The 26,138-nt window shown below is 71.9% G+C and carries 20 protein-coding genes and 2 pseudogenes; 12 read left to right on the top strand and 10 right to left on the bottom strand.

Features of this window, described 5'->3' with window-relative positions; translation table 11 throughout:
• Positions 1-200: 200 nt before the first annotated feature.
• Positions 201-1,244 (top strand): LacI family DNA-binding transcriptional regulator, encoded by a 1,044-nt coding sequence (locus B9S57_RS23745; RefSeq protein WP_103517631.1) that lies wholly within the window; start codon positions 201-203, stop codon positions 1,242-1,244.
• Between the two features lie 187 nt (positions 1,245-1,431).
• Positions 1,432-2,286, top strand: a complete 855-nt coding sequence (locus B9S57_RS23740) for a phosphatase PAP2 family protein (RefSeq protein ID WP_374935979.1) — start codon at positions 1,432-1,434, stop codon at positions 2,284-2,286.
• Between the two features lie 105 nt (positions 2,287-2,391).
• Here the strand turns inward: B9S57_RS23740 and B9S57_RS23735 are convergent, their stop codons facing one another.
• On the bottom strand, positions 2,392-5,388 hold the full coding sequence (locus tag B9S57_RS23735; RefSeq protein ID WP_103517629.1) for a bifunctional [glutamine synthetase] adenylyltransferase/[glutamine synthetase]-adenylyl-L-tyrosine phosphorylase: 2,997 nt from the start codon (positions 5,386-5,388) through the stop codon (positions 2,392-2,394).
• A gap of 149 nt (positions 5,389-5,537) precedes the next feature.
• Between B9S57_RS23735 and B9S57_RS23730 the strand changes: the two genes are divergently transcribed.
• Entirely contained in the window at positions 5,538-6,065 is a 528-nt protein-coding gene (locus B9S57_RS23730) for a pyridoxamine 5'-phosphate oxidase family protein (protein ID WP_103517628.1), read from the top strand.
• An 18-nt stretch (positions 6,066-6,083) separates the two neighbouring features.
• On the opposite strand, the gene B9S57_RS23725 is transcribed toward B9S57_RS23730, so the two are convergent.
• Positions 6,084-6,875: a putative protein N(5)-glutamine methyltransferase gene (locus tag B9S57_RS23725; RefSeq protein ID WP_103517627.1), complete on the bottom strand. Its 792-nt coding sequence runs from the start codon at positions 6,873-6,875 to the stop codon at positions 6,084-6,086.
• Positions 6,876-7,128: 253 nt separating this feature from the next.
• Here B9S57_RS23725 and B9S57_RS23720 point away from each other — a divergent pair.
• Positions 7,129-7,350 (top strand): annotated as a pseudogene (locus tag B9S57_RS23720) (TetR family transcriptional regulator); the annotation flags it as partial.
• A gap of 79 nt (positions 7,351-7,429) precedes the next feature.
• On the opposite strand, the pseudogene B9S57_RS35715 reads toward B9S57_RS23720, so the two are convergent.
• Positions 7,430-7,742, bottom strand: a pseudogene (locus tag B9S57_RS35715) (phosphodiesterase); the annotation flags it as partial.
• Positions 7,743-7,843: 101 nt separating this feature from the next.
• Between B9S57_RS35715 and B9S57_RS34240 the strand changes: the two are divergent.
• Complete coding sequence (locus B9S57_RS34240; protein WP_146057800.1) at positions 7,844-8,170, top strand: hypothetical protein; 327 nt, start codon at positions 7,844-7,846, stop codon at positions 8,168-8,170.
• 263 nt (positions 8,171-8,433) lie between these two features.
• On the opposite strand, the gene glnA is transcribed toward B9S57_RS34240, so the two are convergent.
• Positions 8,434-9,795, bottom strand: a complete 1,362-nt coding sequence (gene glnA, locus B9S57_RS23705; protein WP_103517625.1) for a type I glutamate--ammonia ligase — start codon at positions 9,793-9,795, stop codon at positions 8,434-8,436.
• A gap of 246 nt (positions 9,796-10,041) precedes the next feature.
• Between glnA and B9S57_RS23700 the strand changes: the two genes are divergently transcribed.
• The 5 genes from B9S57_RS23700 (at position 10,042) to B9S57_RS23680 (ending at position 15,609) form a co-directional block, all read left to right on the top strand.
• Positions 10,042-10,716 carry a DUF3105 domain-containing protein gene (locus B9S57_RS23700; protein ID WP_103517624.1) on the top strand — a complete coding sequence of 225 codons (675 nt, stop codon included), beginning with the start codon at positions 10,042-10,044 and terminating at the stop codon, positions 10,714-10,716.
• On the top strand, positions 10,713-11,414 hold the full coding sequence (locus B9S57_RS23695) for a DUF305 domain-containing protein (RefSeq protein WP_103517623.1): 702 nt from the start codon (positions 10,713-10,715) through the stop codon (positions 11,412-11,414). The genes B9S57_RS23700 and B9S57_RS23695 overlap by 4 nt, the downstream gene beginning before the upstream one ends.
• Positions 11,415-11,538: 124 nt before the next feature.
• A complete protein-coding gene (locus B9S57_RS23690) occupies positions 11,539-11,964 on the top strand; it encodes a CBS domain-containing protein (protein WP_103517622.1) in 426 nt (141 codons plus the stop codon).
• A gap of 228 nt (positions 11,965-12,192) precedes the next feature.
• Positions 12,193-13,755: a multicopper oxidase family protein gene (locus B9S57_RS23685; RefSeq protein ID WP_103517621.1), complete on the top strand. Its 1,563-nt coding sequence runs from the start codon at positions 12,193-12,195 to the stop codon at positions 13,753-13,755.
• A gap of 99 nt (positions 13,756-13,854) precedes the next feature.
• Positions 13,855-15,609, top strand: a complete 1,755-nt coding sequence (locus tag B9S57_RS23680) for an NAD+ synthase (protein WP_103517620.1) — start codon at positions 13,855-13,857, stop codon at positions 15,607-15,609.
• A 215-nt stretch (positions 15,610-15,824) separates the two neighbouring features.
• On the opposite strand, the gene B9S57_RS23675 is transcribed toward B9S57_RS23680, so the two are convergent.
• The 5 genes from B9S57_RS23675 to B9S57_RS23655 form a co-directional block, all read right to left on the bottom strand.
• Complete coding sequence (locus B9S57_RS23675) at positions 15,825-17,036, bottom strand: MFS transporter (protein WP_103517619.1); 1,212 nt, start codon at positions 17,034-17,036, stop codon at positions 15,825-15,827.
• Positions 17,037-17,291: 255 nt separating this feature from the next.
• Positions 17,292-18,485 (bottom strand): Cmx/CmrA family chloramphenicol efflux MFS transporter, encoded by a 1,194-nt coding sequence (locus B9S57_RS23670; RefSeq protein WP_103517618.1) that lies wholly within the window; start codon positions 18,483-18,485, stop codon positions 17,292-17,294.
• Between the two features lie 317 nt (positions 18,486-18,802).
• Entirely contained in the window at positions 18,803-19,825 is a 1,023-nt protein-coding gene (locus B9S57_RS23665) for an endonuclease/exonuclease/phosphatase family protein (RefSeq protein ID WP_103517617.1), read from the bottom strand.
• Positions 19,826-19,992: 167 nt separating this feature from the next.
• Entirely contained in the window at positions 19,993-20,694 is a 702-nt protein-coding gene (locus B9S57_RS23660; RefSeq protein ID WP_103517616.1) for a TetR/AcrR family transcriptional regulator, read from the bottom strand.
• Positions 20,695-20,798: 104 nt separating this feature from the next.
• Positions 20,799-22,397, bottom strand: a complete 1,599-nt coding sequence (locus B9S57_RS23655; protein ID WP_103517615.1) for a DHA2 family efflux MFS transporter permease subunit — start codon at positions 22,395-22,397, stop codon at positions 20,799-20,801.
• 184 nt (positions 22,398-22,581) lie between these two features.
• On the opposite strand from B9S57_RS23655, the gene panB reads away from it, so the two are divergent.
• Entirely contained in the window at positions 22,582-23,469 is an 888-nt protein-coding gene (panB, locus tag B9S57_RS23650; protein WP_103517614.1) for a 3-methyl-2-oxobutanoate hydroxymethyltransferase, read from the top strand.
• A gap of 158 nt (positions 23,470-23,627) precedes the next feature.
• Positions 23,628-24,650 (top strand): ATP-binding cassette domain-containing protein, encoded by a 1,023-nt coding sequence (locus tag B9S57_RS23645; RefSeq protein WP_103517613.1) that lies wholly within the window; start codon positions 23,628-23,630, stop codon positions 24,648-24,650.
• Between the two features lie 17 nt (positions 24,651-24,667).
• Here the strand turns inward: B9S57_RS23645 and B9S57_RS23640 are convergent, their stop codons facing one another.
• Positions 24,668-25,888: an IS110 family transposase gene (locus B9S57_RS23640; RefSeq protein ID WP_103515515.1), complete on the bottom strand. Its 1,221-nt coding sequence runs from the start codon at positions 25,886-25,888 to the stop codon at positions 24,668-24,670.
• Between the last annotated feature and the right edge of the window lie 250 nt (positions 25,889-26,138).

The following is a 26,138-nucleotide window of genomic DNA, read 5'->3' as shown; positions in this document are numbered from 1 at the left end:
ACCCCCCTCGACCCTGTTCACGCCTGACCAGGACCCGTATGCAGGCAGTACGACGATCCGACCGCAGGCACCTGGCGGGATCCGCAAGGTCTTGCAAGATGTTGCTGCACGCAGCCGGGCGGACGGTGGCAGCCGGGGCGGACTGCCCGAATCCCGTGCATGGTGGGCAATCCGACACGCGCCCGGTACAGTCCAGTGCCATGACCGCACGGCTTGCCGATATCGCAACTCAGGCGGGGGTCAGCGAAGCGACGGTCAGCCGCGTACTGAACGGCAAGCCCGGTGTCGCAGCGGCCACCCGTGAATCCGTCCTCGCGGCGCTCGACGTGCTCGGCTACGAACGCCCCGTGCGGCTGCGCCGGCGCAGCGCCGGACTCGTCGGCCTGATCACGCCCGAGCTGGAGAACCCGATCTTCCCCGCGCTCGCCCAGGTCATCGGCCAGGCACTCACCCGGCAGGGGTACACGCCGGTGCTGGCCACGCAGACACCGGGCGGCTCCACCGAGGACGAGCTCACCGAGATGCTCGTCGACCGCGGGGTCTCGGGAATCATCTTCGTGTCCGGCCTGCACGCCGACACCTCGGCCGACATGCAGCGGTACGGACAACTGCGTGCGCAGGGTGTCCCCTTCGTCCTGGTGAACGGTTTCTCCCCCAAGGTGCAGGCCCCTTTCATCTCGCCCGACGACCGCGCGGCGATGCGCCTCGCGGTGACACACCTGGTGGCGCTCGGCCACCAGCGCATCGGCCTGGCGGTCGGGCCGAAGCGCTTCGTCCCGGTGCTCCGCAAGATCGAGGGATTCCACGCCACCATGCAGGAGCGGCTGGATCTCTCCGCGGACGCGGTGGAGGAACTGATCCAGCACTCCCTGTACACGCTGGAGGGCGGCCAGGCCGCCGCCTCGGCGCTGATGGAACGCGGCTGCACCGCCGTGGTCTGCGCGAGCGACATGATGGCGCTCGGCGCGATCCGGGCGGCCCGCCGGCTGTCGATGGACGTGCCGCGCGACGTCTCGGTGGTCGGATACGACGACTCGCCCCTCATAGCGTTCACCGATCCCCCGCTGACCACGATCCGGCAGCCGGTGACGGCGATGGGCCAGGCCGCGGTGCGCACCCTGCTGGAGGAGATCGGCGGCACGCCCGCTCCGCACAGCGAGTTCGTGTTCATGCCCGAACTGGTCGTACGCGGTTCAACCGCTTCGGGCCCGGGCCCCTCCCCCGCGGCCCGTTCCCGTCGGTAGAGCGCAGAATGTGCGACCGGAACCCGACCGGAGGATCATCGGGCGGAGGGGGACGTATCTGGCAGACTCTGCGCCTATGGGTGAATCGCACGTGACCACAGAGGAAGACCGCACGGCGGCCACCCCGTCACCCGTCACGGACGGATCGACGGCGTCCGGTTCGAGGAGAGCGAACGCCTTGTCACGCATGCGCACCCACCGCTTCTCCCTCCGGTCCCTGCGCTCGCCGCGCCGGCCGCGCCTCTGGTTCGAAATCCTGCTGATCGCGGTCAGTTACTGGCTCTACTCGCTGGTGCGCAACGCCGTACCCGAGCAGAAGGCAGCGGCCCTGCGCAACGCCGACTGGATCTGGTCCCTCGAGCACACCGTGGGGCTCGCTTTCGAGGAAACGGTCAACCGGGCCGTCAATTCGGTCACATGGCTGATCGTGTCGATGAACTACTACTACGCGACGCTGCACTTCATCGTGACCATCAGTGTGCTGATCTGGCTGTTCCGCCGTCATCCGGGCCGATACGCGGCCACCCGCCTGGTCCTCTTCGCCACCACGGCGGTGGCCCTGCTCGGCTATTACCTCTTCCCCCTGGCGCCGCCCCGTCTGATGAACGGCGGCGCCTTCGTCGACACGGTGATGCTGCACCAGACGTGGGGGTCGATGGCCTCGGGCAACTTCAAGCACATGTCGAACCAGTACGCGGCGATGCCGTCCATGCACATCGGCTGGTCGCTGTGGTGCGGTCTGACCATCTGCGCCCTGGCCTCCGCCCCGTGGGCGCGGATCCTGGGGGCGCTGTACCCCGTGGCGACGCTGGTCGTGATCGTGGCGACGGCGAACCACTTCTGGCTGGACGCGGTGGGCGGGATGGCCTGCCTGACGTTCGGCGTGGCCGTCTCCTACGCCTGGTACGGGTCGCTGCCGCACCGCCTGCCGAAGCGGGTGCAGCTCCCCGGAGTGAGCCGCCTGCGCGCCCTGCGACGGCCCCCCGCGAAGGCGCCCGCGGTGACGGCCCGGGCGGGCGGCGCGAGCGCGTCCGGCGAGTGAGGGCGCGGGCCTGCAAGAGCTGCAAGGTGAGAGCGGGCCCGTTCCTCACAGTCCCTGTCAGCCCCTGCCGTCCTTACGGCCGCCGTGCCGTCCTTACGGCCGCCTTCACCCGGCCGCCCCGTAGAACCGCTCGTCCACGACCGCCCGGGCCCGCCGGGTGATCCGCCGGTAGTCGTCCAGCATGTCCCCCACGTGCCCCGGTTCGTAGCCCAGATACCGCCCCACGGCCGTCAGCTCACGCGGGTTCGAGGGGAACGTGTCGCCGGGGCGCCCCCGCACCAGCATCACCGCGTTGCGGACCCGTGAGGCGAGCACCCACGCCTCGTCCAGCGTCCGGGCCTCCTCCATGGGGATCAGCCCCGCCGCGGCGGCAGCCGCCAGCGCCTCCCTCGTACGCGGGGTCCGCAGCCCCGGTTCGGCCCAGGCGTGCTGCATCTGTATCAGCTGTACCGTCCACTCGACATCGCTCAGGCCGCCACGCCCCAGCTTGGTGTGGAGCGTCGGGTCGGCCCCGCGCGGCATGCGCTCGGACTCCATGCGTGCCTTGAGCCGCCGGATCTCCCGGACCGCGTCGTCCCCCAGTCCCTCCGCGGGGTAGCGCAGCGGGTCGATCAGCTCGACGAAGGCACGGCCCAGCTCCTCGTCCCCGGCCATCGGCGCGGCGCGCAGCAGCGCCTGGCTCTCCCAGACCAGCGACCAGCGGCGGTAGTACGCCTCGTACGACTTCAGGGTGCGCACCAGGGGCCCGGTCTTGCCCTCCGGCCGCAGGTCGACGTCGACGATCAGGGGCGGATCCGCCGTCGGCAGCTCCAGCAGTCTGCGCATCTCCGTGACGACGGTGTTGGCGGCCCGGGCCGCCTCCTCGTCGCTGACGCCCTCGCGGGGCTCGTGCACGAACAGGACATCGGCGTCGGAGCCGTAGCCCAGCTCGTGCCCGCCGAAGCGGCCCATGCCGATGACGGCGAACCGGGTGGGCAGCGTGGTGCCCCACCGTTCGCGGACGGCGGCGCGCAGCGCCCCGGAGAGCGTCGCGGCGTTGAGGTCGGTGACCGCGGAGCCGACGCGGTCGACGAGGGCTCCGGGGTCGGGTTCCGCCGGGTTCTCCTCGGTGCCGTAGGAGCCGATGAGGTCGGCCGCCGTCGTACGGAACAGCTCTCGCCGCCGCACCCCGCGCGCCACGGCGACCGCCGCCTCGGCGCCCTGGGCCCTGCCGACCGCGGCCAGCACCTCCTGCTCCAGGTGGTCCCGGCTGCGCGGCTTCAGCCCTTCCGGGTCGCCGAGGATGGCGACGGCCTCGGGGGCCCGCATCAGCAGGTCGGGGGCGAGGCGTCCGGCGGACAGGACCCGGGCGAGGTTCTCGGCCGCGGCGCCCTCGTCGCGCAGGAGGCGCAGATACCACGGGGTCTTGCCGAGCGCGTCGGACACCTGGCGGAAGCCGAGGAGCCCGGCGTCCGGATCGGCGGAGTCGGCGAACCAGCCGAGGAGGACCGGCAGGAGTGTGCGCTGGATCGCGGCCTTGCGGGAGACCCCCGACGACAGGGCCTCCAGGTGCCGCAGCGCGGCGGCGGGATCCGCGTAGCCGAGGGCCTCCAGCCGGACGACGGCGGCCTTGGGGCTGAGCCTGCTCTCGCCGGACGCGAGCTGGGCGACGGCGTCCAGGAGAGGCCGGTAGAAGAGCTTCTCATGCAGCCGCCGCACCACGGAGGCATGCCGCCGCCAGGCCCTGTTGAGCTCCGCCACCGGGTCCGTGCGCAGCCCCAGGGACCGGCCGAGCCGGCGCAGGTCGGCCTCCTCCTCGGGCACCAGATGGGTGCGGCGCAGCCGGTAGAGCTGGATGCGGTGCTCCATGGAGCGCAGGAAGCGGTAGGCCTCGTCCAGTTGCGCGGCGTCCGCCCGCCCGACGTACCCGCCATCGGCCAAGGCCCGCAGGGCCTCCAGCGTGGAGCCGGAGTGCAGGGTGCTGTCGCTGCGGCCGTGGACGAGCTGGAGCAGCTGGACGGCGAATTCGACGTCCCGCAGGCCGCCGGGGCCGAGCTTGAGCTCGCGGTCGACGCGGTCGACGGGGATGTTGTCCACGACCCGGCGGCGCATCTTCTGCACGTCGCCGACGAAGTTCTCCCGGTCGGCGGCCTGCCACACCAGCGGGGACAGGGCCTCGACGTACTCCGCACCGAGCGCGGGGTCACCGGCGACCGGCCGCGCCTTGAGCAGTGCCTGGAACTCCCAGGTCTTGGCCCAGCGCTGGTAGTAGGCGAGGTGCGAGGACAGGGTCCGCACCAGCGGCCCGTTGCGGCCCTCGGGGCGGAGATTGGCGTCGACGGGCCAGATGGTGCCCTCGACGGTGGTGTCGGAGCAGATCCTCATCATGTGGGCGGCGAGCCGGGTGGCGGCCTGCATCGCACCGCTCTCCTCGGCCCCGTCGACGGGCTCGCCCACGAAGATCACGTCGACGTCGGAGACGTAGTTCAGCTCGTGCCCGCCGCACTTGCCCATCGCGATGACGGCGAGGCGGCACTGTGCGGCGTCGGAGGGGGCGTCGGCGCGGGCCATGGCGAGCGCCGCCCGCAGGGTGGCCGTCGCCAGGTCGGCCAGTTCCGCGGCGACCTGGGCGACGTCGGTCGTGCCGCACACGTCGCGGGCCGCTATCGACAGCAGCGACCTGCGGTAGGCGACGCGCAGGGAGTCGGGATCGACGGCGTCGCAGAGCATGTGTTCGAATTCGAGAACCCCGGGATGCAGGTCGGTCGCCTCGTAGGTGACCAGTGCCTGCCAGTCGCGCGGATGCCGGGCCAGATGGTCCCCGAGGGCCTCGGAGGCGCCGAGGGCGCCGAGGAGCCGGTCCCGCAGCGGTTTGGCGGTGACGAGCGTGTCCAGCAGGATCTGCCGCTCCTCCACCTCCTCCGCCTCGACCAGCCGCACGAGGCTGTGGAGGGCCAGATCGGGGTCCGCGGTCGCGCCGAGGGCGTCGAAGAGGACGGGATCGGCCCGTACGGAGGAGAGCTCGGGCAGATCCAGCAGCCTCTCGGCAGCGGACGGATCGGTGAAACCGTGCCGCAGCAGTCTCGTGAACGTACTGCTCCTGCGTCCCGGCACCGTCGTCATCCCGTGTCTCCTGCCCGCCGATCGCACATGTCCGCCCCTCGAGCCTAGCCCCGTACCGATGAATCCGGGGCGGGAGCGAAGTCCACCCTGCAGAGACACGAACGAGCACATGACCATGGACACCGCCATACCGCCCGAGGAGACCCGTCATGCCGGCCGAGAGCGCAGCCCCCGCCCCGGAGACCGCCCTGGACCCGCACTACAGCAGCGACGACGCGACCGCCCGCCCCTGGGCGGAGGCGGTCGCCCTGCTGGAGGGCGCCGAGCTGTACTGGCTCTCCACGGTCCGCCCCGACGGCCGCCCGCACGTCACCCCGCTGATCGGCCTCTGGTCGGACGGAGCGCTGCACTTCTGCACGGGGCCTTCGGAACGCAAGGCGCGCAATCCGGCCGCCAACCCGGAGGTCGCGCTGACCACCGGCGCCAACACGCTGAACGAGGGGTTCGACGTCGTGGTCGAGGGCCTGGCGGCCCGGGTGACCCAGGAGCAGCGGCTGATCGCGCTGGCCGAGGCGTGGGAGTCGAAGTACGGCGGCGACTGGCACTTCGGCGTCACGGACGGGATGTTCACCAACGGCGCGGGGGGCCGTGCGGAGGTCTTCGCGGTGGCCCCCCGCACGGTCTTCGGCTTCGCCAAGGGCGATCCGTTCGGCCAGACCCGCTGGCGCTTCGCCTGATCGGGGCCGCGTCCACGGCTACCGGGGCGGCCTGGTCCCGATGACGACGGTGGCGTACAGCTCCTCGGAGACGGCGACGCGCGCGGTCAGTCCGCCGCTCCCCACCACCTCTTCGGCGCGTGCGGCCTGCCGCTCGCTCGTCTCGACGAGCAGACTGCCGCCCGGTAGCAGCCAGTCGGCCGCCTCGGCGGCGACGCGGCGCATCACGTCGAGCCCGTCGCCGCCGCCGTCGAGCGCGACGCGCGGCTCGTGGACGCGCGCCTCTGCGGGCAGCAGCCCGACGTCCCCGGTCGGGACGTACGGCACGTTGGCGAGCAGGACGTCGACCCGTCCGCGCAGGGAGCGGGGCAGGGGCGCGAAGAGGTCGCCCTGGTAGACCGTTCCTCGATCCCCGACGTTGCGCCGGGCGCAGCGCACCGCGGCGGGCTCGACGTCGGCGGCGTGCAGTTCGGCCTCCCGCAGCGACGAGGCCAGCACCGTGCCGAGCGCCCCGGTGCCGCAGCAGAGGTCGACCACGACCGCCCGGTCGGGCGCGAGCGCGGCTGCCTGGCGGACGAGGAACTCGGTACGCCGCCGGGGCACGAAGACCCCGGGGTCCACGGAGATGCGCCGCCCGCAGAACTCGGCCCAGCCGAGCACGTGTTCCAGCGGCAGGCCGGCGACGCGGCGTTCGAGCATGGCGGCGAGTCCGGCGGGGTCCGGCGCTGTGGAGAGGAGGAGTTCCGCCTCGTCCTCGGCGAAGACACAGCCGGCGGCACGGAGCGCGGTGACGAGGGCGGCGGAGGTGAGCGAGGGAGCGAATTCCTGCATGGTGCGGAGCCTTTCGGGAAAACCGATGGGCGCTCCGCGATCGCTCAGGCCCGGTGGGCCACGCGACGGCGAGGGGTGAGCGCCCAGCCTGCTGAAGCGGTAATGGGTCTCACCTCCTGGGTCGGTCCCGGTCTCGGGACGCGTCACACTACCGGAACCGCGCCGGGCGCGGCACCGCCGACGGGGGCGGGACCCGCCGGCGGCACGGTGTGCGGTGGGCGTCGGCCCGTTCCCGCCGCGCCCTGCCCCGGGCCGTCAGCTCGCCGACCACGCGGCGCTGGAGCGGGACCTGGCGGACGCGATAGCCGCACGCCCGGGCCCCGGGAGCGGGGCGGTGCGCCCCGTGGTGCTGGCCGCCGCGTTCCTCTCCTCACTGCGGATCGCGATGCGCATGTGGATGGAGGAGGACCTGGCCCGGTCGCCGGGCGAGGTGATCGACGAGGTCCTCGACGAGATGGGGCGCGGCTTCGGCTGAGCGGCGCCCCTGCCACCCGCCGCACGCACCGGGCACCCCCGCCCACAGGCGACGCGGCCGGGCAGGGACGGCCGTCGGTTCAGACCACGACCCGGTAGTGGGTGGTGAGCCTGCCGTCGTCGTCCAGGACGTGGAAGGCGAGGCTGGTCGCGGTCGGCTGGACGGTCGCCCTCCCAGGGCATACGCAGGGTCCAGGTGACCGCCGGCCCCGCGACGAGCGGCCGTCCGGCGAAGACGGAGGCCGCCGCGGTGTGGGGGTGTCCCGTGAGGACGGCGGCGACCCGCGGGTGAGCCTCGATCACGTCGGCCAGATCAGCGGGGCGTTGGAGCATGCAGGAGTCCGGCAGCGGGTGGTGGAGTGCCACGGGCGGCTGGTGAAAGGCGATCAGTGCCCGGGCCTCGGGCCCGCCACTACGACCGCCACCACCGGACGTCTGACGGGGCGGAGGCCTCGCCCTGAAACAGGCCGGGGCCGTGCGGCTACGATCCCCGCATGGCAGCGAACATGAGGGACGGCACACCACGGCCGGCGGGCCCGGGCGGGCTGTGGGGCGTCTCCTTCGCCGCGTCGACCGTCTTCCTGGCGAGCTGGGCCCTGTGCTGGCTCCGGGCGTACGGCCTCAACGACGACCTCCCCAACGCCTGCGACGACGTGCGCAGGCAGGTCTTCCCGGCGGAGGTGGCCTGCGTGTCCATGGACGGCACGGTCACCGGAGGGACCCCCGGATGGCTGGTGGTCCTCTTCTTCGCCTCGCTCGTGGTGGCCGTCCTGTCGGGAACCATGGCGCTGGCGGTCACCGCCGCCGTACGCGGGAGGTGACTCAGCCGCGCCGGGCGGCGCCCCCGGGCCAGATGACGTCCACCGGCACACCCGCGCACCGGGCCTCCAGGACCAGGTCGGCCGTCCCACCGCCCCGTCCGTACGGCGGAGATCCCTCCCCTACGGCGTTCCCGGCGCCCACGGTGCACGAGTACGGCTGCCCCCATCGCACCTCCGCCCGCGCGGGAACAGCTTCGGGCCGACGGCCCGAACACCGTCGGCCCGAAGCCTCGTCCAAGCACCCCGAAGGCGCTGACCTGCCGTTACAGCACCGGCAGCAGGTTCTTCAGCTCGAAGGCGGAGACCTCGCTGCGGTACTCCTCCCACTCCTGCTTCTTGTTGCGCAGGAAGAAGTCGAAGACGTGCTCGCCCAGCGTCTCGGCGACCAGTTCGCTCTTCTCCATCAGCGCGATCGCCTCGCCCAGGTTCTGCGGCAGCGGCTCGATGCCCATCGCGCGGCGCTCCGAGTCGGAGAGGGCCCAGACGTCGTCGTCGGCGCCGGCCGGGAGTTCGTAGCCCTCCTCGATGCCCTTGAGGCCCGCGGCGAGCAGCACCGCGTACGTCAGGTACGGGTTGGCGCCGGAGTCGATGGAGCGGACCTCGACGCGGGCCGAACCGGTCTTGCCAGGCTTGTACATGGGGACGCGGATCAGCGCGGAGCGGTTGTTGTGGCCCCAGCAGATGTACGAGGGGGCCTCGCCGCCGGCGCCCGCCGAGCGGCTGGAGCCGCCCCAGATGCGCTTGTAGGAGTTGACCCACTGGTTCGTCACGGCGGAGATCTCCGCGGCGTGCCTGAGCAGGCCCGCGATGAAGGAGCGTCCGACCTTGGACAGCTGGTACTCGGCGCCCGACTCGTAGAAGGCGTTACGGTCGCCCTCGAAGAGGGAGAGGTGGGTGTGCATGCCCGAGCCCGGGTACTCCGAGAACGGCTTCGGCATGAAGGTGGCCTGCACACCCTGCTCCAGCGCGACCTGCTTCATGACCAGGCGGAAGGTCATGATGTTGTCGGCGGTGGAGAGCGCGTCGGCGTAGCGGAGGTCGATCTCCTGCTGGCCGGGGGCGCCCTCGTGGTGGCTGAACTCGACCGAGATACCCATCGATTCGAGCATGGTGATCGCCTGGCGGCGGAAGTCCATGCCGACGTTCTGCGGGGTGTGGTCGAAGTAGCCGGAGCTGTCGGCCGGGGTGGGCCGGCTGCCGTCGACCGGCTTGTTCTTCAGCAGGAAGAACTCGATCTCCGGGTGGGTGTAGAAGGTGAACCCGAGGTCGGAGGTCTTCGCGAGGATGCGCTTGAGGACGAAGCGCGGGTCGGCGAAGGAGGGCGAGCCGTCCGGCATCAGGATGTCGCAGAACATCCGCGCCGTGCCGGGGGCCTCCGCACGCCAGGGAAGGATCTGGAAGGTGCCGGGGTCCGGCTTGGCGATCATGTCCGATTCGTATACACGGGCGAAGCCCTCGATCGCGGAACCGTCGAAGCCGATGCCCTCGTCAAAGGCCTGCTCGAGCTCTGCCGGGGCCACGGCGACGGACTTGAGGTAACCGAGAACATCGGTGAACCACAGCCGTACGAAGCGGATGTCGCGCTCCTCAAGGGTCCTGAGGACGAATTCCTGCTGCTTGTCCATAGCCACATCCTTGCAGTTCAGACGGCCCGTGCACCACCGCCCGGAGTAGGGGAGACACCTCAGTATCACGACCCGGGATTTCACCCACATTACGCACACGGTGTGAGAGAGAGCACGCGGCCACCCACTACGATCGGCGCCCATGGTGTGCAAGGTCCGCGGGCGCTCCGTCAGGGCCCTGTGCGCACGGCTTTTTCCCGCTCCGCTCCCGTCCCTCCCGACCCTTTGGCAGAAGGACCCGACGTCATGAGCTTCGACCGCAGGACCCGCATGGAGCAGATGCGCAGCGACGACCGCTCCCGCGACCGCCGCACCCGGGTCGTCGCCATAGGTCTGAGTGCCGTCGTGGTCGCCGGCCTGCTGGGATTCGGCTCCTACATGCTCCTGGAGAAGTCCGAGGCGAAGGAGAAGACCGAGGAGAGCCGGGCCCAGGACTCCAAGCAGACGGAGGAGGACAGGGCGAAGCTCGCGGCGGAGCCGATCGAGGACGAGAAGACGTGGGACGCGGAGAAGCTGACCCGCGACCACGTCACCACCGAGGTGACCTACCCGATGAAGCCGCCCGTCGGCGGGAACCACAATCCGGCCTGGCTGAACTGCGACGGCGTCGTATACGAAAAGGCCGTCCCGGACGTCAACGCCGTGCACGCCCTGGAGCACGGCGCGGTCTGGGTGACGTACAACGGCAAGGCCTCGGAGTCCGACGTCGGCACGCTCGCGTCCAGGGTGAGGAGTACCCCGTTCTCCCTGATGTCCCCGTACGAGGGCCAGGCGGGGGCCATCATGCTGAGCGCCTGGGGCAAGCAGCTCACGGTGGACGGCGCGGACGACCCGCGGGTGGCGCGGTTCTTCGCCACGTACGTCCAGGGCGCGCAGACGCCCGAGCCGGGCGCGCCCTGCACCGGCGGGGTCGACGGATGAGCGCGGCGCTCGACCGGCGTACGCGGTGGGTGGCGGGCTCCGCCGTGGCACTCGCCCTGCTGTTCGCGGGGGCGGCGACGGTCGCCTCCGCCCGGGGTGGCGGGGCCGCACCGGCGCCCCGTACGCCCACCGCGGAGTCCGCGGACGCGGGCTTCGCGCGGGACATGGCCGTCCACCATCAGCAGGCCGTGGAGATGTCGTTCCTCGTACGGGACGTGACCCGCGACGAGGACGTACGGCGTCTCGCCTACGACATCGCCAACACGCAGGCCAATCAGCGGGGCATGCTGCTCGGCTGGCTGGACCTGTGGGAGCTGCCGAAGACCGCGCCCGACGGGCAGGGCCCGATGGCGTGGATGGCGGACGACGGCGCCCACAGCGGCCACGGCGTGGAAGGCATGCAGGACGTGCAGGGCATGGAGGGCATGGATCACGACGGGGCCCTCATGCCGGGCATGGCGACCAGGGCCGAGCTCGGCCGGCTCCGCGACGCCCGCGGCGAGAAGGCCGAGATCCTCTTCCTGCAGCTGATGACCGACCACCACGAGGGCGGTGTCGCGATGGCCCGCGGCTGCGCCTCGCGGTGCACCGTACCGGCGGAGAAGCGTCTGGCCGAGGGCATGGTCGTGGCTCAGCGGTCCGAGCTGGACCTGATGGCGGACATGCTGGCGGCGCGCGGCGCCTCGCCCCGCCCCTGACGCGCGGAACCGGCCCGGCATACGCCCGAACGGGTGACAGCGGTCGCGTACGCCGGGCAGGGCCCCGACGATGGAAGGACTCGGGGCCGTACAGCAGTGCCCACCGGCACGCAGGAGGCAACCCATGACCACGGCCAAGGACATCATGCACACCGGGGCCCAGTGGATCCCCGCCCACGAGACGCTCGACCGCGCCGCCCAGATGATGCGGGACCACGAGGTGGGGGCGCTCCCGGTCTCCGCCGAGGGTGGGCAGGACCGGATGGTCGGCATCATCACCGACCGCGACATCGTCGTCGAGTGCGTGGCGTCGGGGCACGATCCGTCGAAGGTGACGGCGGGCGAGCTCTGCCACGGCACTCCGCGCTGGATCGAGTCGACGGCGGGTGTCGACGCGGTGCTGGAGGAGATGCAGAGCCACCGGATCCGCCGGCTCCCGGTGATCGAGGACAAGAAGCTGATCGGCATGATCAGCGAGGCGGATCTGGCCATGCACCTCTCGGACGAGCAGGTCGCCGGCTGGGCGGAGAAGGTCTACTCCCGCGCCTGAGCGTCCGCCGTCCGAGCAACCGCGGACCCACGCCGGATCCCGCGCCTGAGCGTCCGCCGTCCGAGCAACCGCAGCACCGCGGACCCGCGCCGGACCGCGGCTGCTGCCCGCGCCCCGCTCCCCTGGCACCCGGGCACCGCGGCCCGCCGATCCTCGTGCCCGCGAGCGCGCCGGGCTGCCGGGTGTCGGGGCCGCGTGCGTATACCTCCCCGGGATACGGTGCGCGATATGTCTGAAATGCCCACTCGTCGCACCGTGCTCGGCGCCGGTATCGCCCTGGCGGGAACAGCGGGACTCGCCTCCCCGGCCCGCGCCTCGGCCCCCCGCGCCCCCTCCCCCGCACGAGCCGCCGACCAGTACGTCGCCCCCGACGGGCCGGAGGTCGTGGAAGCCGAGGCCCGACGGGGCACCGGCCCCGTCCGGAAGGTCCCGCTCACCGCCACCGCGTCCAGCCTCGAACTCGGCGACGGCCTGACCGTCCCCACCTGGTCCTACGGGAAGCGTCTGCCCGGCGAGGCGATCCGGGTCACGGCGGGCGACACCCTCGAACTCGCCCTGACCAACGACCTGCCCCAGGCCACCACGATGCACTGGCACGGCCTCTCGCTGCGCAACGACATGGACGGCGTACCGGGGCTGACGCAGCAGGCGATCGCGCCCGGAGCCGCGTTCACCTACCGCTTCGCGGTCTCGCACCCGGGCACGTACTGGATCCACCCGCACTCGGGCGTCCAGCTCGACCGGGGGCTGTACGCGCCGCTGATCGTCGACGACCCGAAGGAACCGCTCTCGTACGACAAGGAGTGGGTCGTGGTCCTCGACGACTGGCTCGACGGGGTGGACGGCTCCACCCCCGACGCGGTCCTCGACGAGCTGACCAAGGGGCGCGGCAGCAGCCACGACGCATCAGGGCACAAGGCGGCCCGCCGCCGTGCGGCCCCGGCCGACGGCGACGCCCCCTCACGTCTCCTGGTGGGCGCCAGCAGCGATCTGCTCGGTGGGCACGCCGGCGACGTCGCCTACCCGCACTACCTGGTCAACGGCCGCCGGGCGACGGACCCTTCGGTCTTCGAGGCCAGTCCGGGTGACCGCATCAGGCTGCGCGTCATCAACGCCGGCGGCGACACCGCCTTCCGGCTCGCCCTCGGCGGCCACCGCATGACCGTGACGCACACGGACGGCTTCCCGGTGCGGCACACGGAGACGGACACGCTGCTCCTGGCCATGGGCGAGCGGTACGACGTGATGGTGACGGCCGGGGACGGCGTGTTCCCGCTGACCGCGCTCGCCGAGGGCAAGGACGCCTCGGCGATGGCCGTCCTGCGGACGGCGCCGGGAGCGCTGCCGCCCGCCACCGCGCGCCCCACCGAGCTGGACGGCGAGCTGGTCACGGCCGACCGGATCGCCCCCGACGAGTCGGTGGCGCTGACGGAGCGCGAGCCCGACCGGACCGTGCGGATGACGCTCACGGGCTCCATGGACGCGTACGACTGGGCCTTCGACGGCAAGCAGTACGACCCTGCGGTACGGCAGCCGGTCAGGGCCGGGGAGCGGGTGCGCCTGGCCTTCACCAACCGCACCTCGATGTGGCACCCGATCCATCTGCACGGCCACACGTTCGCGCTGGCCGGCACGGCACTCGGCGCACGCAAGGACACCGCGGCGGTCCTGCCGGGGCGCTCGCTGACGATCGATCTGGACGCGGACAACCCCGGCCTGTGGATGCTGCACTGTCACAACGTCTACCACGCGGAGTCGGGCATGATGACGGTGCTCGGCTACCTCCGCTGAGCGGTGCGCGGCAGGGCCCCGGCGGCGCGCGGGGGCCCGGAGCGCGGGAGGACGGCGGACGCCAGGACATCGCGTCAGTCAGACGATTACACTGGTCCCGTGCCTCAACTACGTCTCGCACTCAATCAGATCGACGCGACCGTCGGAGACCTCGCCGGCAACTCCGAGTCGATCGTCCACTGGACCCGGCACGCCGCCGAGCAGGGGGCCCACCTGGTGGCGTTCCCCGAGATGGTGCTGACCGGGTACCCCGTCGAGGACCTGGCCCTGCGGTCGTCGTTCGTCGAGGCCTCGCGGGCGGCACTGCGCGCCCTCGCCACCCGTCTCGCCGACGAGGGCTTCGGTGAACTACCGGTCGTCGTCGGCTACCTCGACCGCTCCGAGCACGCGGCGGCACGCTACGGACAGCCCGCGGGGTCCCCGCGCAACGCCGCCGCGGTGCTGCACCGGGGCGGCGTCGCGCTGAACTTCGCCAAGCACCACCTGCCCAACTACGGCGTCTTCGACGAGTTCCGGTACTTCGTGCCGGGCGACTCGATGCCCGTCGTGCGGGTGCACGGCATCGACGTGGCCCTCGCGATCTGCGAGGACCTCTGGCAGGACGGCGGACGCGTCCCGGCCGCACGTGCCGCCGGGGCCGGGCTGCTGCTGTCCATCAACGCCTCCCCCTACGAGCGCGACAAGGACGACACCCGGCTGGAGCTGGTCCGCAAGCGGGCGCAGGAGGCCGGCTGCACGACCGCCTACCTGGCGATGATCGGCGGCCAGGACGAGCTGGTCTTCGACGGGGACTCCATCGTCGTCGACAGGGCCGGCGACGTCATCGCCCGCGCACCGCAGTTCGCCGAGGGCAGCGTGATCCTGGACCTGGACCTGCCGGCCGCCGCTGCCGCGGCACCGTCGGGCGTCGTCAGCGACGGGCTGCGGGTCGACCATGTCGTCCTGAGCGAGGAGCCGCTCCCCGCCTACGACCCGGAGCTCGCCGGAGGGTACGCGGAGCGACTCGACGACGACGAGGAGCTGTACTCGGCACTGGTCGTGGGCCTGCGCGCGTACGCCGCGAAGAACGGTTTCAGCAGCGTGCTGATCGGCCTCTCCGGCGGCATCGACTCGGCGCTCGTCGCCGCCATCGCCTGCGACGCGCTGGGCGCCCGGCACGTCCACGGCGTCTCGATGCCGTCGAAGTACTCCTCGGACCACTCCAAGGGCGACGCGGCCGAACTGGCCCGGCGCACGGGGCTGAACTTCCGCACCGTACCGATCGAGCCGATGTTCGACGCGTACATGGGGTCGCTGGGGCTCACCGGGCTGGCCGAGGAGAACCTCCAGTCGCGGCTGCGCGGCACGATGCTGATGGCCCTCTCCAACCAGGAGGGCCAGATCGTGCTCGCGCCGGGCAACAAGTCCGAGCTGGCGGTGGGTTACTCCACGCTGTACGGCGACTCCGTCGGCGCGTACGGGCCGATCAAGGACGTGTACAAGACGTCGGTCTTCCGTCTCGCGAGGTGGCGCAACCGTGCCGCCGAGGAGCGCGGGCAGACCCCGCCGATCCCGGAGGCGTCCATCACCAAGCCGCCGAGCGCCGAACTCCGCCCGGACCAGGTGGACACTGACTCGCTGCCCGACTACGACGTGCTGGACCGGATCCTGGAGATGTACGTCGACCGGGACCAGGGCCGGGACGCCATCGTGGCGGCGGGGTTCGACGACGCCCTGGTGACGAGGACGCTGCGCATGGTGGACACGGCCGAGTACAAGCGGCGGCAGTACCCGCCGGGCACGAAGATCTCGCCGAAGGGCTTCGGCAAGGACCGCCGGCTGCCGGTCACGAACCACTGGCGCGAGTCGAGCTGACCCGGCTCGACGGAGCCGGTCCGCCGAGCCACGGGCGGACCGGCTTCCGCGCGCCGCCCCCCGTCCCGGGAATCAGGCGTCCTGCGGGCCGCCCTCCACGACCGGCCACGGCGGCCTGGCCGGCCTCGGTGCGGCCGGAGCCGCACGAAGCCGGGCCGGCAGGGAGCGTGACGCCCCCACCGGCCCGGCCCGGCCCGGTAGATCCTCGGCCCGTGTTACGAGCGGGCCTCCGCGTGCTCCCGGGTCCCGGCGCGGGCGCCGGACGCCACGACGCGCGAGGTGCCCGGGGCCCGGTCCAGCACACCGGCGGTGACCGCCACGGCGAGACCCGCCACGGCGAGCACGGCGCCGACCAGCGCCGGGGAGGTCCAGCCCCAGCCCGCCGAGATGGCGACCCCGCCGAGCCAGGCCCCTCCCGCGTTGGCGAGGTTGAAGGCGGAGTGGTTGGAGGCGGACGCGAGGGTGGGGGCGTCCTTGGCCTTGTTCATCACGAGCATCTGCAGCGGCGTGGTGGTCATGAAGCCGATGCCGCCGAGGAGCACCACCATGACCAGGGCGGCCCACTGCACGTGGACGGCGAAGGGGAAGACGACCAGGACGACGGCCAGGGCCCCCAGCGAGCCGTAGAGCGTGGGCCGCAGGGCGCGGTCGGTCAGCGGCCCTGCCGCCAGCGCGCCGAGCGTCATCCCGATGCCGAAGAGCGCGAGGACGAGCGTCACCGAGGACTCGCCGAAGCCCATCGCCTCGGTGGTCATGGAGGAGAGGTAGGAGTAGACGGCGAAGACGCCCGCGAAGCCGAGGACGGCGGTGAGCAGTCCGAGCACCACCTGGCGGCTGCCGAGCGCGCTGAGCTCACGGCGGACGTTCTGGTGCGCCTCGACGGGGATCTGCGGGACGAGACGGGCGAGCGCGGCCATCGCGCCCAGGCCGATCACGGCGACCACCATGAACGTGGCGCGCCAGCCGAGGTGCTGTCCCAGGAGGGTGGCCGCGGGGACGCCGACGATGTTGGCCACGGTCAGGCCGAGGAACATCGTGGCGACCGCACGGGCCTGGCGGCCCTCCGGCACGAGGCGGGCGGCGACGACGGCGCCGACGCCGAAGAAGGCCCCGTGCGGCAGTCCGGCCAGGAACCGGCCGGCCAGCAACCAGCCGAAGTCGGGAGCGAAGGCGGAGGCGAGGTTGCCGACCGTGAAGACGGCCATCAGGAGCAGGAGCATCCGCTTGCGCGGGATCCTGGAGCCGAGGCCGGTGAGCAGCGGGGCACCGAGGACGACGCCGATCGCGTACGCCGAGACGAGGTAACCGGCGGTGGGTACGGACGTTCCCAGATCGTCCGCGACGTTGGGCAGCAGCCCCATCATCACGAACTCGGTGGTGCCGATGCCGAAGGCGCTCACAGCGAGGGCGAGCAGGGCCAGGGGCATGGAAGTGACCTTTCGGGCAGGGGCCGCCCGGACGGTGACGTCCGGGTGGCGGCGGTGTGTGCGGGAGCGTCGGCGTCGTTGCCGGGACGGGTTATGTACCCCGTCGGAACAAAGTCTCTCAGACGTTTTATGCCCGGACGTGAACAAGCCGTTGCGGCGGGGTGTGATGTGGGCGTCACTCGCCGGGTGCACCCCTTCCCGGCCCCCTGATCATGGCTCATGGCCCGGCCGGGCCCGCCGGCCGGGCCCTCGTCCTCATCGCTCCGGCACCGGACGCCTCCGGGCGGTGAGCGGCCGCCCGGCCGTGCCGGACGACACGGCCAGGGCCCCCGCGCCCGCGAGGGCCCCGCACATCAGCAGGGCGCTCACCCAGAGGGGGGAGCGGAGGCCGAGCCCCGCACCGAGGGCCAGACCACCCAGCCAGGGACCGGCCGCGGCACCCACGTTGAAGGCGGCCGTCGCGAACGAGCCCGCCATCGTCGGGGCGTCGGGTGCCTGGTGGAAGACCCGCGTGATCAGTGTCGTGCCCGTGCCGAAGGCGAGCGCCCCCAGGAGCAGGACGAGGGCGAGCACCGCCACCGGGTGGGCGGCTGTCAGGGCCAGAACGGCCCAGCCCGCGGCCAGCGCGGTCGTTCCGACCCCGATGACCGCGTCCGGGCGGGCGTCGGCCAGGCGTCCGGCGAGGGTGACGCCCGCGAAGGAGCCGACGCCGAACAGTGCGAGCACCAGCGGCACCCCGCCCGCACCGAATCCGGTGATCCGGGTGACGAGCGGTTCCAGATAGGAGAACGCGCAGAAGGTCGCCCCCTGCACGAGCGCCATCACCAGCAGGGTCAGCAGCAGCCGGGGACGGGCCAGGGCCCGCAGTTCGCTCCTCGCGCTCCCCGGCGGCGCGTCATCGGGCCGGCCTGCCGGCACCGCCGCCCACAGTGCGAGGGCGGCGGGCAGGGAGACGAGGGCCACGGCCCAGAACGCCGAGCGCCAACCCAGGAGTCCACCCAGGGCGGCCCCCGCCGGCACGCCCACCACACACGCGACGGTGACCCCGCCGACGACCACGGCGGTGGCACGGGCCCGCTGGTGCGGGCCCACCAGGGACAGCGCGGTGACCAGCGCCACCGCCCAGAAACCGGCATTGGCCAGCGCCCCGGCGAACCGGGTCGCGAGCAGCACCGCGTAGCTGGACGTCAGCGCGCCGACGACATGGACGGCGACGAAGACGCCGAGGAAGAACAGCAGGGCCCGGCGCCGGGGCCAGGTGCGGCCGGCCAGGGCGGTGAGCGGTGCGCCGACCACCATCCCGATCGCGAAGGCCGAGGTCAGCAGCCCGGCTGCGCCGAGCGAGACGTTCAGGTCGCCGGCGATGCCCGAGAGCAGGCCGGACAGCATGAACTCCGATGTGCCCTGGGCGAAGACCGCCAGGCCGAGCACGTACACAGCGAATGGCATGAGGAGGAACCCCTTGTACGGAACCGTCGGAGGAGACGAGCGGTGTGCAGGGGGTGCGGGCCGCGCCCGTCGTCACGCGCCGGAGCACGGGGACGGCAACGCGGTGGAATGTCGGGCGTCATGCCGGACAGGAAAGTGGGCCCACACCGCCGCGGACGGTCCGGCGGTGGCCGACGGCAGGACGGGGAAGCCCGGTGACCGCTGGGGTCAGAGGCTTTCGGCGTCGGTGACCGGCCACCGGCGAACCGGCGGCCGGAGTCTGTCGGACTCGGGGCTGGGCATGGGTGGGAGCGTAGCGCGTCGGCCGGAACCCGCGCTCACAGTTCCACGCGGGCCGCGATCGGGAGGTGGTCGCTGTCCGTGGCGGGCAGGGTCCAGGAGGCGAGGGGCTCGACGCCCCGGACCATGATCTGGTCGATCCGCGCCATCGGGAACGCCGCCGGCCAGCTGAAGCCGAAGCCGTCGCCCGCCGCGCCCTGGGTGGAGCGCATCTGGGCGGTGACGGCGTTCAGGGAGCGGTCGTTCATGGTGCCGTTGAGGTCGCCGAGCAGGACCACCCGCTCGATCGGCTCGTCGGCGATGGCCTCGCCCAGGGCGTCCGCACTGTCGTCGCGCTGGTTGGCGGTGAAGCCGGCGTTCAGCTTGACCCGCACGGACGGGAGGTGGGCGACGTACACCTTGACCCGGCCCTCGGGCGTGGTGACGGTGGCGCGCATCGCGCGGGTCCAGCCCAGCTTGATGTCCACGGGGCTGGAGTCCGTCACCGGGTACTTGCTCCACAGGCCGACGGTGCCCTGGACGGAGTGGTGCGGATAGGCGTCGGCGAGGGCGTCCTCGTACGCCGCGACCTTGCCGCCGGGCAGTTCCTGCAGGGCCACGATGTCCGCGCCGGAGCTCGCGACCTGCTGGGCGGTGCCCGTCGGGTCGGGGTTTCCCGCGTTGACGTTGTGCGTGGCGACGGTGAGGCCACCGCCGCTGCCCGACTTGTCGGAGAAGAGCAGACCGCCGAAGAGGTTGAGCCAGACCGCGACCGGCAGGATCAGGGCGATGACCGCGGTCGCCGAACGCCGGACCAGGCCGAGGACCAGCAGGACGGGCACGAGGAGGCCGAACCAGGGCAGGAACGTCTCGATGAGACTGCCCAGGTTGCCGATGGCGTTCGGGATGTCCGCGTGGAGGACCATGACGACGGTAAGGAGGACCGAGCAGAGCGCCAGGAGGATGCCGCGCCGCCAGATGCCCCGGTCCGAGGCCAGTCTGTGACGCAGAGCCCCGAGACGGGAGCCGTGCCCGGGACCCGCGCCGGCGCCCTCGGTGTCCGTCCTGTACGCCTGCACCATCGCGCTCGTCCTCACTGCCTTGCCGTGCACATCACCGCGCCTCCCGACCCTAGGCGATGGGTGACGCCGTTCCCGCCGTCGACGACGGCCGTACTGCCATCAGGACGACGGATGCGGTCCGACGGGTTCCGGTGGCGGTGGCCGTTTCGCGGCTTGTGACAGAACGATCACACAGGAGAGGCCGTCGGTTCCACGGTTGTGACCTGCGAGGTCGCCGAGCGTGGCGCGAGACCCTGGAGAAGGGTCCGGATGACGCGGTCGGCCAGATCCTCCGGCAGGGGGGCGTCGGGACGATGGACGGTGCGGACGAGCATGGGTCCCAGAAAGAGGTCGTCCATGAGCTCCACGTCGAGGTCGTCGCGGAGTTCCCCCGCGTCCACGGCCCGCTGCACGGCGGCCAGCATCGCGACGCGACGCGGCGCGATGACGGTGCTCTGGTACTCGGTCCAGAGCCTGGGGTGCTTCTTCATCTGCACGAACACGTTGTGCAGGAGCGCGGAGGAGCGCTGGGCGAGACCGCGCGTACGCATGGACTCCAGCAGCATCCGCAGATCGGCCAGACCCGCGGTGCCGGAGACGGCGGGATCGGCGGGCTCGATGTCGCGCAGGACATCGACGAAGAGCTCCTCCTTGCCGCTCCAGCGACGGTAGATGGTGGCCTTGCCGACACCCGCGGTGCGGGCGATGCGCTCGATGGAGAGCCCGTCCAGGGTCTCCCCCGACTCCAGCAGCTGCACGACGGCGTCGAGGATCGCCCGCTCGACGGCCGCGCTCCTGGGACGGCCCCTGCGTGGCTCCGGCTCCTGGCAGGGCGGGAGGGACGGACCCTCGGCCGGGTCCTGTTCCGGGTTCTGTGCCGCCTGCCGCACTGGGCCGCCTCTCGCTGCGCCGTCCGCCGCTCGCTGTTCGCCGTACGTCCCCGATTCTCGCCGACCGGCCGGGAGCGGGACGGCTCCCGGCCGGTCGCGGCGGATCAGGACCTCCGCGCGGGCTCCCTGACCTGCCCCTGGCCCTCCTGGACCACGGGCGGCCGGCCGGGCAGGAACGCGGCCACGACCGCCGCGCCGATCAGCGCGACCGCCGCCGAGCCGAGCGCGGTGACGTGCATCGCGCCGATGAACGCGTCGTTCGCCGCCGCGATCAGCGGCTTGCCTGCCGGGCCCATCCTCTCCGCGACCCCGAGGGTGGCCTCGATGGACTCGCCCGCGACGTCCCGCGCGGCGGCCGGGACCCCGGTCAGGTGACCCTCGATGTCGCCCCGGTAGACCGTGGAGAGCACCGAGCCGAGCACGGCGATGCCGAGCGCCCCGCCGACCTGGCGGAACGTGTTGTTGATGGCGGAGCCCGAGCCGGCCCGCTCGCGCGGCAGGGCCTGCATCACGGCCACGGTGACCGGCGGCATGATGTGCGCCATGCCGGTGCCCTGGACGAAGAAGACCAGGCACAGCACCCAGAGCGGGGTGTCCGCGTCGAACAGCGCGAAGGCCGCGAGGCCGCCGGCGACGAGCAGCATGCCCGCCGTGCAGACCGCACGGGCCCCGAAGCGGTCGACGACCAGGCGGGCGCGCGGCGCGAAGATCATCTGGGCGGCGGCGAGCGGGAGGATCAGCAGCCCCGACTCCAGCGCGGTGTAGCCGCGCACGCTCTGCAGGTAGAAGGCGGAGAAGAACGTGACGCCCATCAGCGCGAAGAAGACCAGCGCGATGGCCGCGACGGCTGCGGAGAAGGCGGGCTTGCGGAAGTAGGAGATGTCGATCGAGGGGTGGCTGCTGCGCTTCTCGTGCCAGACGAACGCCGCGAGGACCAGCAGACCGCCGATCAGCGGTGCGAGGACGGTGACGTCGGTGAAGGAGGCGAGCTCCCCGCCGCGGATGATGCCGTAGACCAGCAGGACCAGCCCGATGATGGACAGGACGACCCCGAGCGGGTCGACGCGGCCGGGGGCGGGGTCACGCGAGTCGGGCACGAGGACGGCCATGGCGACCAGCGCGACGATCACGACGGGCACGTTGACCAGGAAGATCGAGCCCCACCAGAAGTGCTCCAGGAGCAGACCGCCGGTGATCGGGCCGATCGCGATGCCGAGGCCGACGCTGCCGGCCCAGATGCCGATGGCCTTGGGCTGCTCGTCGCGCTCGAAGACGTTCATCAGCACCGCGAGTGTGGCGGGCATCACGAAGGCCGCACCGAAGCCCATGAGCGCGCGCCAGGTGATGAGTTCGCCGGGCGTGGAGGAGAGGGCGGCCAGGGCGGAGCCCACGCCGAAGACCAGGATGCCGGCCAGCAGGACCTTCTTGCGGCCGATGCGGTCACCCAGCAGTCCGGCGGTGAAGAGCAGCCCGGCGAAGACGAGCGTGTAGGAGTTGATCGCCCACTCGAGCTCGCTCTGGGTGGCGCCGATACCGGTCGGCGCGGGGCTGGCGATGGTCTTGACGGCGACGTTCAGGATCGAGTTGTCCAGAACGACGATGAGCAGGCTGAACATGAGGACGCCGAGGATGGCCCAGCGGCGGCGGTGGACCGCCTCCGGGACACGGGGCGCGACGGCAGGGGCGCCGGACGGTATGGACATGCCGAAGACCCTAACGGGCTTTCGATACGAGACCGTCTCGTATTGGAAAGACTTTACCCGGTTGCCGCACACCGTTCACCGGGCGCGGTGGGCCCACTTCCCGGGAACGGCCGGAGGATGCCACCATGGAAGGGATCCGGGGACGCCGTCAGGGCGCCTCGAGATGACGAAGGAGCCGTTGGCCATGTCGCTTCAGGCTGCGCAGAACCAGTCCGCCACTCCCCCCGCGGGCCCCACCCCCGGTGCCGGCAAGGCCCTGTACGGGGGCAAGCACACCCGCCGCATCACCGTCCACGACATCGCCGCCGCCAGTGAGCGCGGCGAGAAGTGGCCCATGCTCACCGCCTACGACGCGATGACCGCGTCCGTCTTCGACGAGGCGGGCATCCCCGTCATGCTCGTCGGCGACTCGATGGGCAACTGCCACCTCGGCTACGAGACCACCGTGCCCGTCACGATGGACGAGATGACGATCCTCTCGGCCGCCGTCGTACGGGGCACCGAGCGCGCCCTCATCGTGGCCGATCTGCCCTTCGGGGCGTACCAGGAGGGCCCGGTCCAGGCCCTGCGCAACGCCACCCGGCTGATCAAGGACGCCGGCGTCGGCGCGGTCAAGCTGGAGGGCGGCGAGCGCTCCCACGAGCAGATCCGGCTCCTGGTCGAGGCGGGGATCCCGGTCATGGGCCACATCGGCCTGACCCCGCAGTCCGTCAACTCCATGGGCTACCGCGTCCAGGGCCGCGGCGAGGAAGCCGCCCAGCAGCTGCTGCGGGACGCGAAGGCGGTGCAGGACGCGGGCGCGTTCGCCGTCGTCCTGGAGCTCGTGCCGGCCGAGCTGGCCGCCGAGGTCACCCGCACCCTGCACATCCCGACGGTCGGCATCGGCGCCGGGCCCGACACGGACGCGCAGGTGCTGGTCTACACCGACATGGTCGGCCTGACCGGCGGCAAGGTGCCGCGCTTCACCAAGCAGTACGCGAACCTGCGCCAGGTGCTGGGCGACGCGGCCAAGGCGTACGCCGAAGAGGTCGTCGGCGGCACCTTCCCGGCCGCGGAGCACACCTTCCACTGACGCCCCGGGGCCGCTGCCCCACCGAGACCACTGCCGCACCACCGACAGCCCGCCGACTTCCCCCATCGGCGGGCTGTCGCCCGTTCCCGGCCCTTGCCGGCACACTGTCGTTCGGCTGTCACCGACATGTCGGTGACTTGTCGGTGACGGCTGGTCTGATGGTGCCCATGACGCGAAACGACAAGAACCTCAAGGGCGGCAGGAACGCCGTCGAGGTACGGGGGCTGGTCAAGCACTACGGCACGACCAAGGCACTCGACGGTGTGGACCTCGATGTGCGCGAGGGCACCGTCCTCGGTGTGCTCGGTCCCAACGGTGCCGGCAAGACCACCCTCGTACGCTGCCTGTCCACCCTGATCCTGCCCGACGCCGGTCACGCGGTCGTGGCGGGCTACGACGTGGTGAAGCAGCCCCGGCAGCTCCGCCGCACCATAGGCCTGACCGGGCAGTACGCCTCGGTCGACGAGAAGCTCTCCGGCTGGGAGAACCTCTACATGATCGGGCGGCTGCTCGACCTGCCGCGCAAGAAGGCACGGTCCCGCGCCGACGAACTGCTGGAGCGCTTCTCGCTCACCGACGCGGCGAAGAAGGCCGCCATGGAGTACTCCGGCGGCATGCGGCGCCGACTGGACCTGGCCGCCTCCATGATCGGAAGCCCGGCCGTCCTCTACCTCGACGAGCCGACGACGGGGCTCGACCCCCGCACCCGCAACGAGGTCTGGGACGAGGTGCAGCGGATGGTCGCGGAGGGGGCGACCGTGCTGCTCACCACCCAGTACATGGAAGAGGCCGAACAGCTCGCCGACGAACTCACCGTCATCGACCACGGAAAGATCATCGCCCGGGGCGGAGTCGACGAACTCAAGGCCAAGGTCGGCGGCCGCACCCTCCAGATCCGGCCCTCCGACCCCGCCGAGCTGGCCGCCATGGCGCAGGCCCTGCGCGAGACCGGTCTCGACGGCGTCGCCGGCGCCCAGGCGGTCCCGGACGAGGGACTGCTCCACGTACCGATCCTCAGCGACGAGCAGCTGACCGCCGTGATCGGGCTGCTCGGTACCCGGGGCTTCTCGCTCGCCCACGTCTCCACCGCGCTGCCCAGCCTGGACGAGGTGTTCCTGGCCATCACGGGCGACAGGGCCGCCCCCGTCACCGACACGATCCCCCAGGAGGTCGCGGCATGAGTTTCCTGAGTCAACCTCTATGCCGCCAAGGCAGTGTCGGTGGTCGTGTTGATCTTGCCGTTGGCCTGGTGGATGGCGGGGTCGTAGCAGGTGCCGTCGCGCCAGCAGGCCCACATCACGCGAAGCCAGGCGCGGGCCAGGATGCGGATGGCGTGGGGGTGTCGTTTCTGGCGGGCTCGGGCGTCGTTGTAGATTTTCGCGGCCCAGTCGCTGCCGTGCCGGCTGTTGTCGGCGAAGGCGGTCAGGGCGACGCGGGCTCTGCGGTTGGTCGCGAAGCGGAAGGCGACGGTGCGGGACTTGCCCGACGCTCGGGTCACGGGGACGACCCCGGCCTCGGCGATGAGCTGCTCGCTGGTGCGGGCGCGTTCCAGGAGCGGGCCGATCTCACCGATGATCTGGCCGAGGCTGACCCTGCCGATGCGCGGCATCGTCGCGAACAGCGGCGCGTAGGTGTGGGTTTCGACCGCCTCGGCGATGGTCTTGTCCAGCGTGCGGATGGTCGTGCGGATGCCCTTCACCAGCTGGACCTGGACCTGGACCAGCTGCTCGACGACTGCCTCGCTGAGGCGGGAGGCCGCCTTCGGGGCCGTCCGCAGGCGTTCGATCAGGACACCTCCGGGCTTCCTGCCGGAGTAGCCGTGGCGCTTGCACCAGGCTTCGAGGCGTCCGGCGGTAAGCCTCGCGGCGGAGGCCGGGGTGGGGTAGCGCTCCAGGAAGGCCATGGCGATGTCGCTGTCGAGGTTGGCGAACACGGCCTTGCCTCCGGGCCAGTGCATGTCCAGCAGCGCGGCAAGCTGGTTGACCGCCGCGATGCGGGCCTCGACGTGGTCGGCGCGGGTCCGGGTGAGGGCCTGCAGATCGAGGGTGGCCTGCTCGGTGGGCTCCAGCCGGGGCAGCAAGTGGCCGTCGGTGCGCAGGTAGTCGGCGAGTTTCATGCTGTCGCCCGCGTCGGTCTTGGCCTTGCTGGCGCCCCAGCGCGGGCGCATGGCGTGGAAGGCGTTGGGATGCACGGGCACCACCGGGTGGCCGGCAACCAGCAGCCGGTCCACGGCCAGGCCGCGGCTGGTCTCGATCATCACGGGCAGATCCGCCGGGGCTCCGTGCTTCCCCAGCCGGGCCAGGGTCCTGGCGAATCCCTCTTCGGTGTGGGCGAACTCCCACCGGTCCACGCGTTTTCCGGCGTCGTCCATGACGGTGACGTCATGGGTCTCGGTCGCCCAGTCCCATCCGATGAACACGAAAGAAGTACTCCTGTGACGTCGACGGAGCACCTGCCCGGTGGTGGTGAGGTCGTCTGCCGGGAGCTCATTAATCGGCCCTCTGCGGGGCGTGTCCCTGAAGCCGATCAGACGGCCTCGGCCCGGCGGGGCTGGCGGAACTCATGCTGGCCGTCGAACGGCTCGCACTACTGGCCATGCACCCACCGGGACCGAGAGGTCACAACCCTACCGAAGAGGGCTGCAGAAGGGATGGTCCTCTAATGAGCAC

Source organism: Streptomyces sp. SM10, assembly GCF_002910915.1.
Classification (GTDB): Bacteria; Actinomycetota; Actinomycetes; order Streptomycetales; family Streptomycetaceae; genus Streptomyces.
This window is presented reverse-complemented; position numbering and strand designations above follow the sequence as displayed.

Excerpts from the sequence above, each read along its gene's own strand:
- B9S57_RS23745 (WP_103517631.1), top strand. The coding sequence starts at position 201 with ATGACCGCACGGCTTGCCGATATCGCAACTCAGGCGGGGGTCAGCGAA.
- B9S57_RS23740 (WP_374935979.1), top strand. The coding sequence starts at position 1,432 with ATGCGCACCCACCGCTTCTCCCTCCGGTCCCTGCGCTCGCCGCGCCGG.
- B9S57_RS23735 (WP_103517629.1), bottom strand. The coding sequence starts at position 5,388 with ATGACGACGGTGCCGGGACGCAGGAGCAGTACGTTCACGAGACTGCTG.
- B9S57_RS23730 (WP_103517628.1), top strand. The coding sequence starts at position 5,538 with ATGCCGGCCGAGAGCGCAGCCCCCGCCCCGGAGACCGCCCTGGACCCG.
- B9S57_RS23725 (WP_103517627.1), bottom strand. The coding sequence starts at position 6,875 with ATGCAGGAATTCGCTCCCTCGCTCACCTCCGCCGCCCTCGTCACCGCG.
- B9S57_RS34240 (WP_146057800.1), top strand. The coding sequence starts at position 7,844 with ATGGCAGCGAACATGAGGGACGGCACACCACGGCCGGCGGGCCCGGGC.
- glnA (WP_103517625.1), bottom strand. The coding sequence starts at position 9,795 with ATGGACAAGCAGCAGGAATTCGTCCTCAGGACCCTTGAGGAGCGCGAC.
- B9S57_RS23700 (WP_103517624.1), top strand. The coding sequence starts at position 10,042 with ATGAGCTTCGACCGCAGGACCCGCATGGAGCAGATGCGCAGCGACGAC.
- B9S57_RS23695 (WP_103517623.1), top strand. The coding sequence starts at position 10,713 with ATGAGCGCGGCGCTCGACCGGCGTACGCGGTGGGTGGCGGGCTCCGCC.
- B9S57_RS23690 (WP_103517622.1), top strand. The coding sequence starts at position 11,539 with ATGACCACGGCCAAGGACATCATGCACACCGGGGCCCAGTGGATCCCC.
- B9S57_RS23685 (WP_103517621.1), top strand. The coding sequence starts at position 12,193 with ATGTCTGAAATGCCCACTCGTCGCACCGTGCTCGGCGCCGGTATCGCC.
- B9S57_RS23675 (WP_103517619.1), bottom strand. The coding sequence starts at position 17,036 with ATGCCCCTGGCCCTGCTCGCCCTCGCTGTGAGCGCCTTCGGCATCGGC.
- B9S57_RS23670 (WP_103517618.1), bottom strand. The coding sequence starts at position 18,485 with ATGCCATTCGCTGTGTACGTGCTCGGCCTGGCGGTCTTCGCCCAGGGC.
- B9S57_RS23665 (WP_103517617.1), bottom strand. The coding sequence starts at position 19,825 with ATGGTGCAGGCGTACAGGACGGACACCGAGGGCGCCGGCGCGGGTCCC.
- B9S57_RS23655 (WP_103517615.1), bottom strand. The coding sequence starts at position 22,397 with ATGTCCATACCGTCCGGCGCCCCTGCCGTCGCGCCCCGTGTCCCGGAG.
- panB (WP_103517614.1), top strand. The coding sequence starts at position 22,582 with ATGTCGCTTCAGGCTGCGCAGAACCAGTCCGCCACTCCCCCCGCGGGC.
- B9S57_RS23645 (WP_103517613.1), top strand. The coding sequence starts at position 23,628 with ATGGTGCCCATGACGCGAAACGACAAGAACCTCAAGGGCGGCAGGAAC.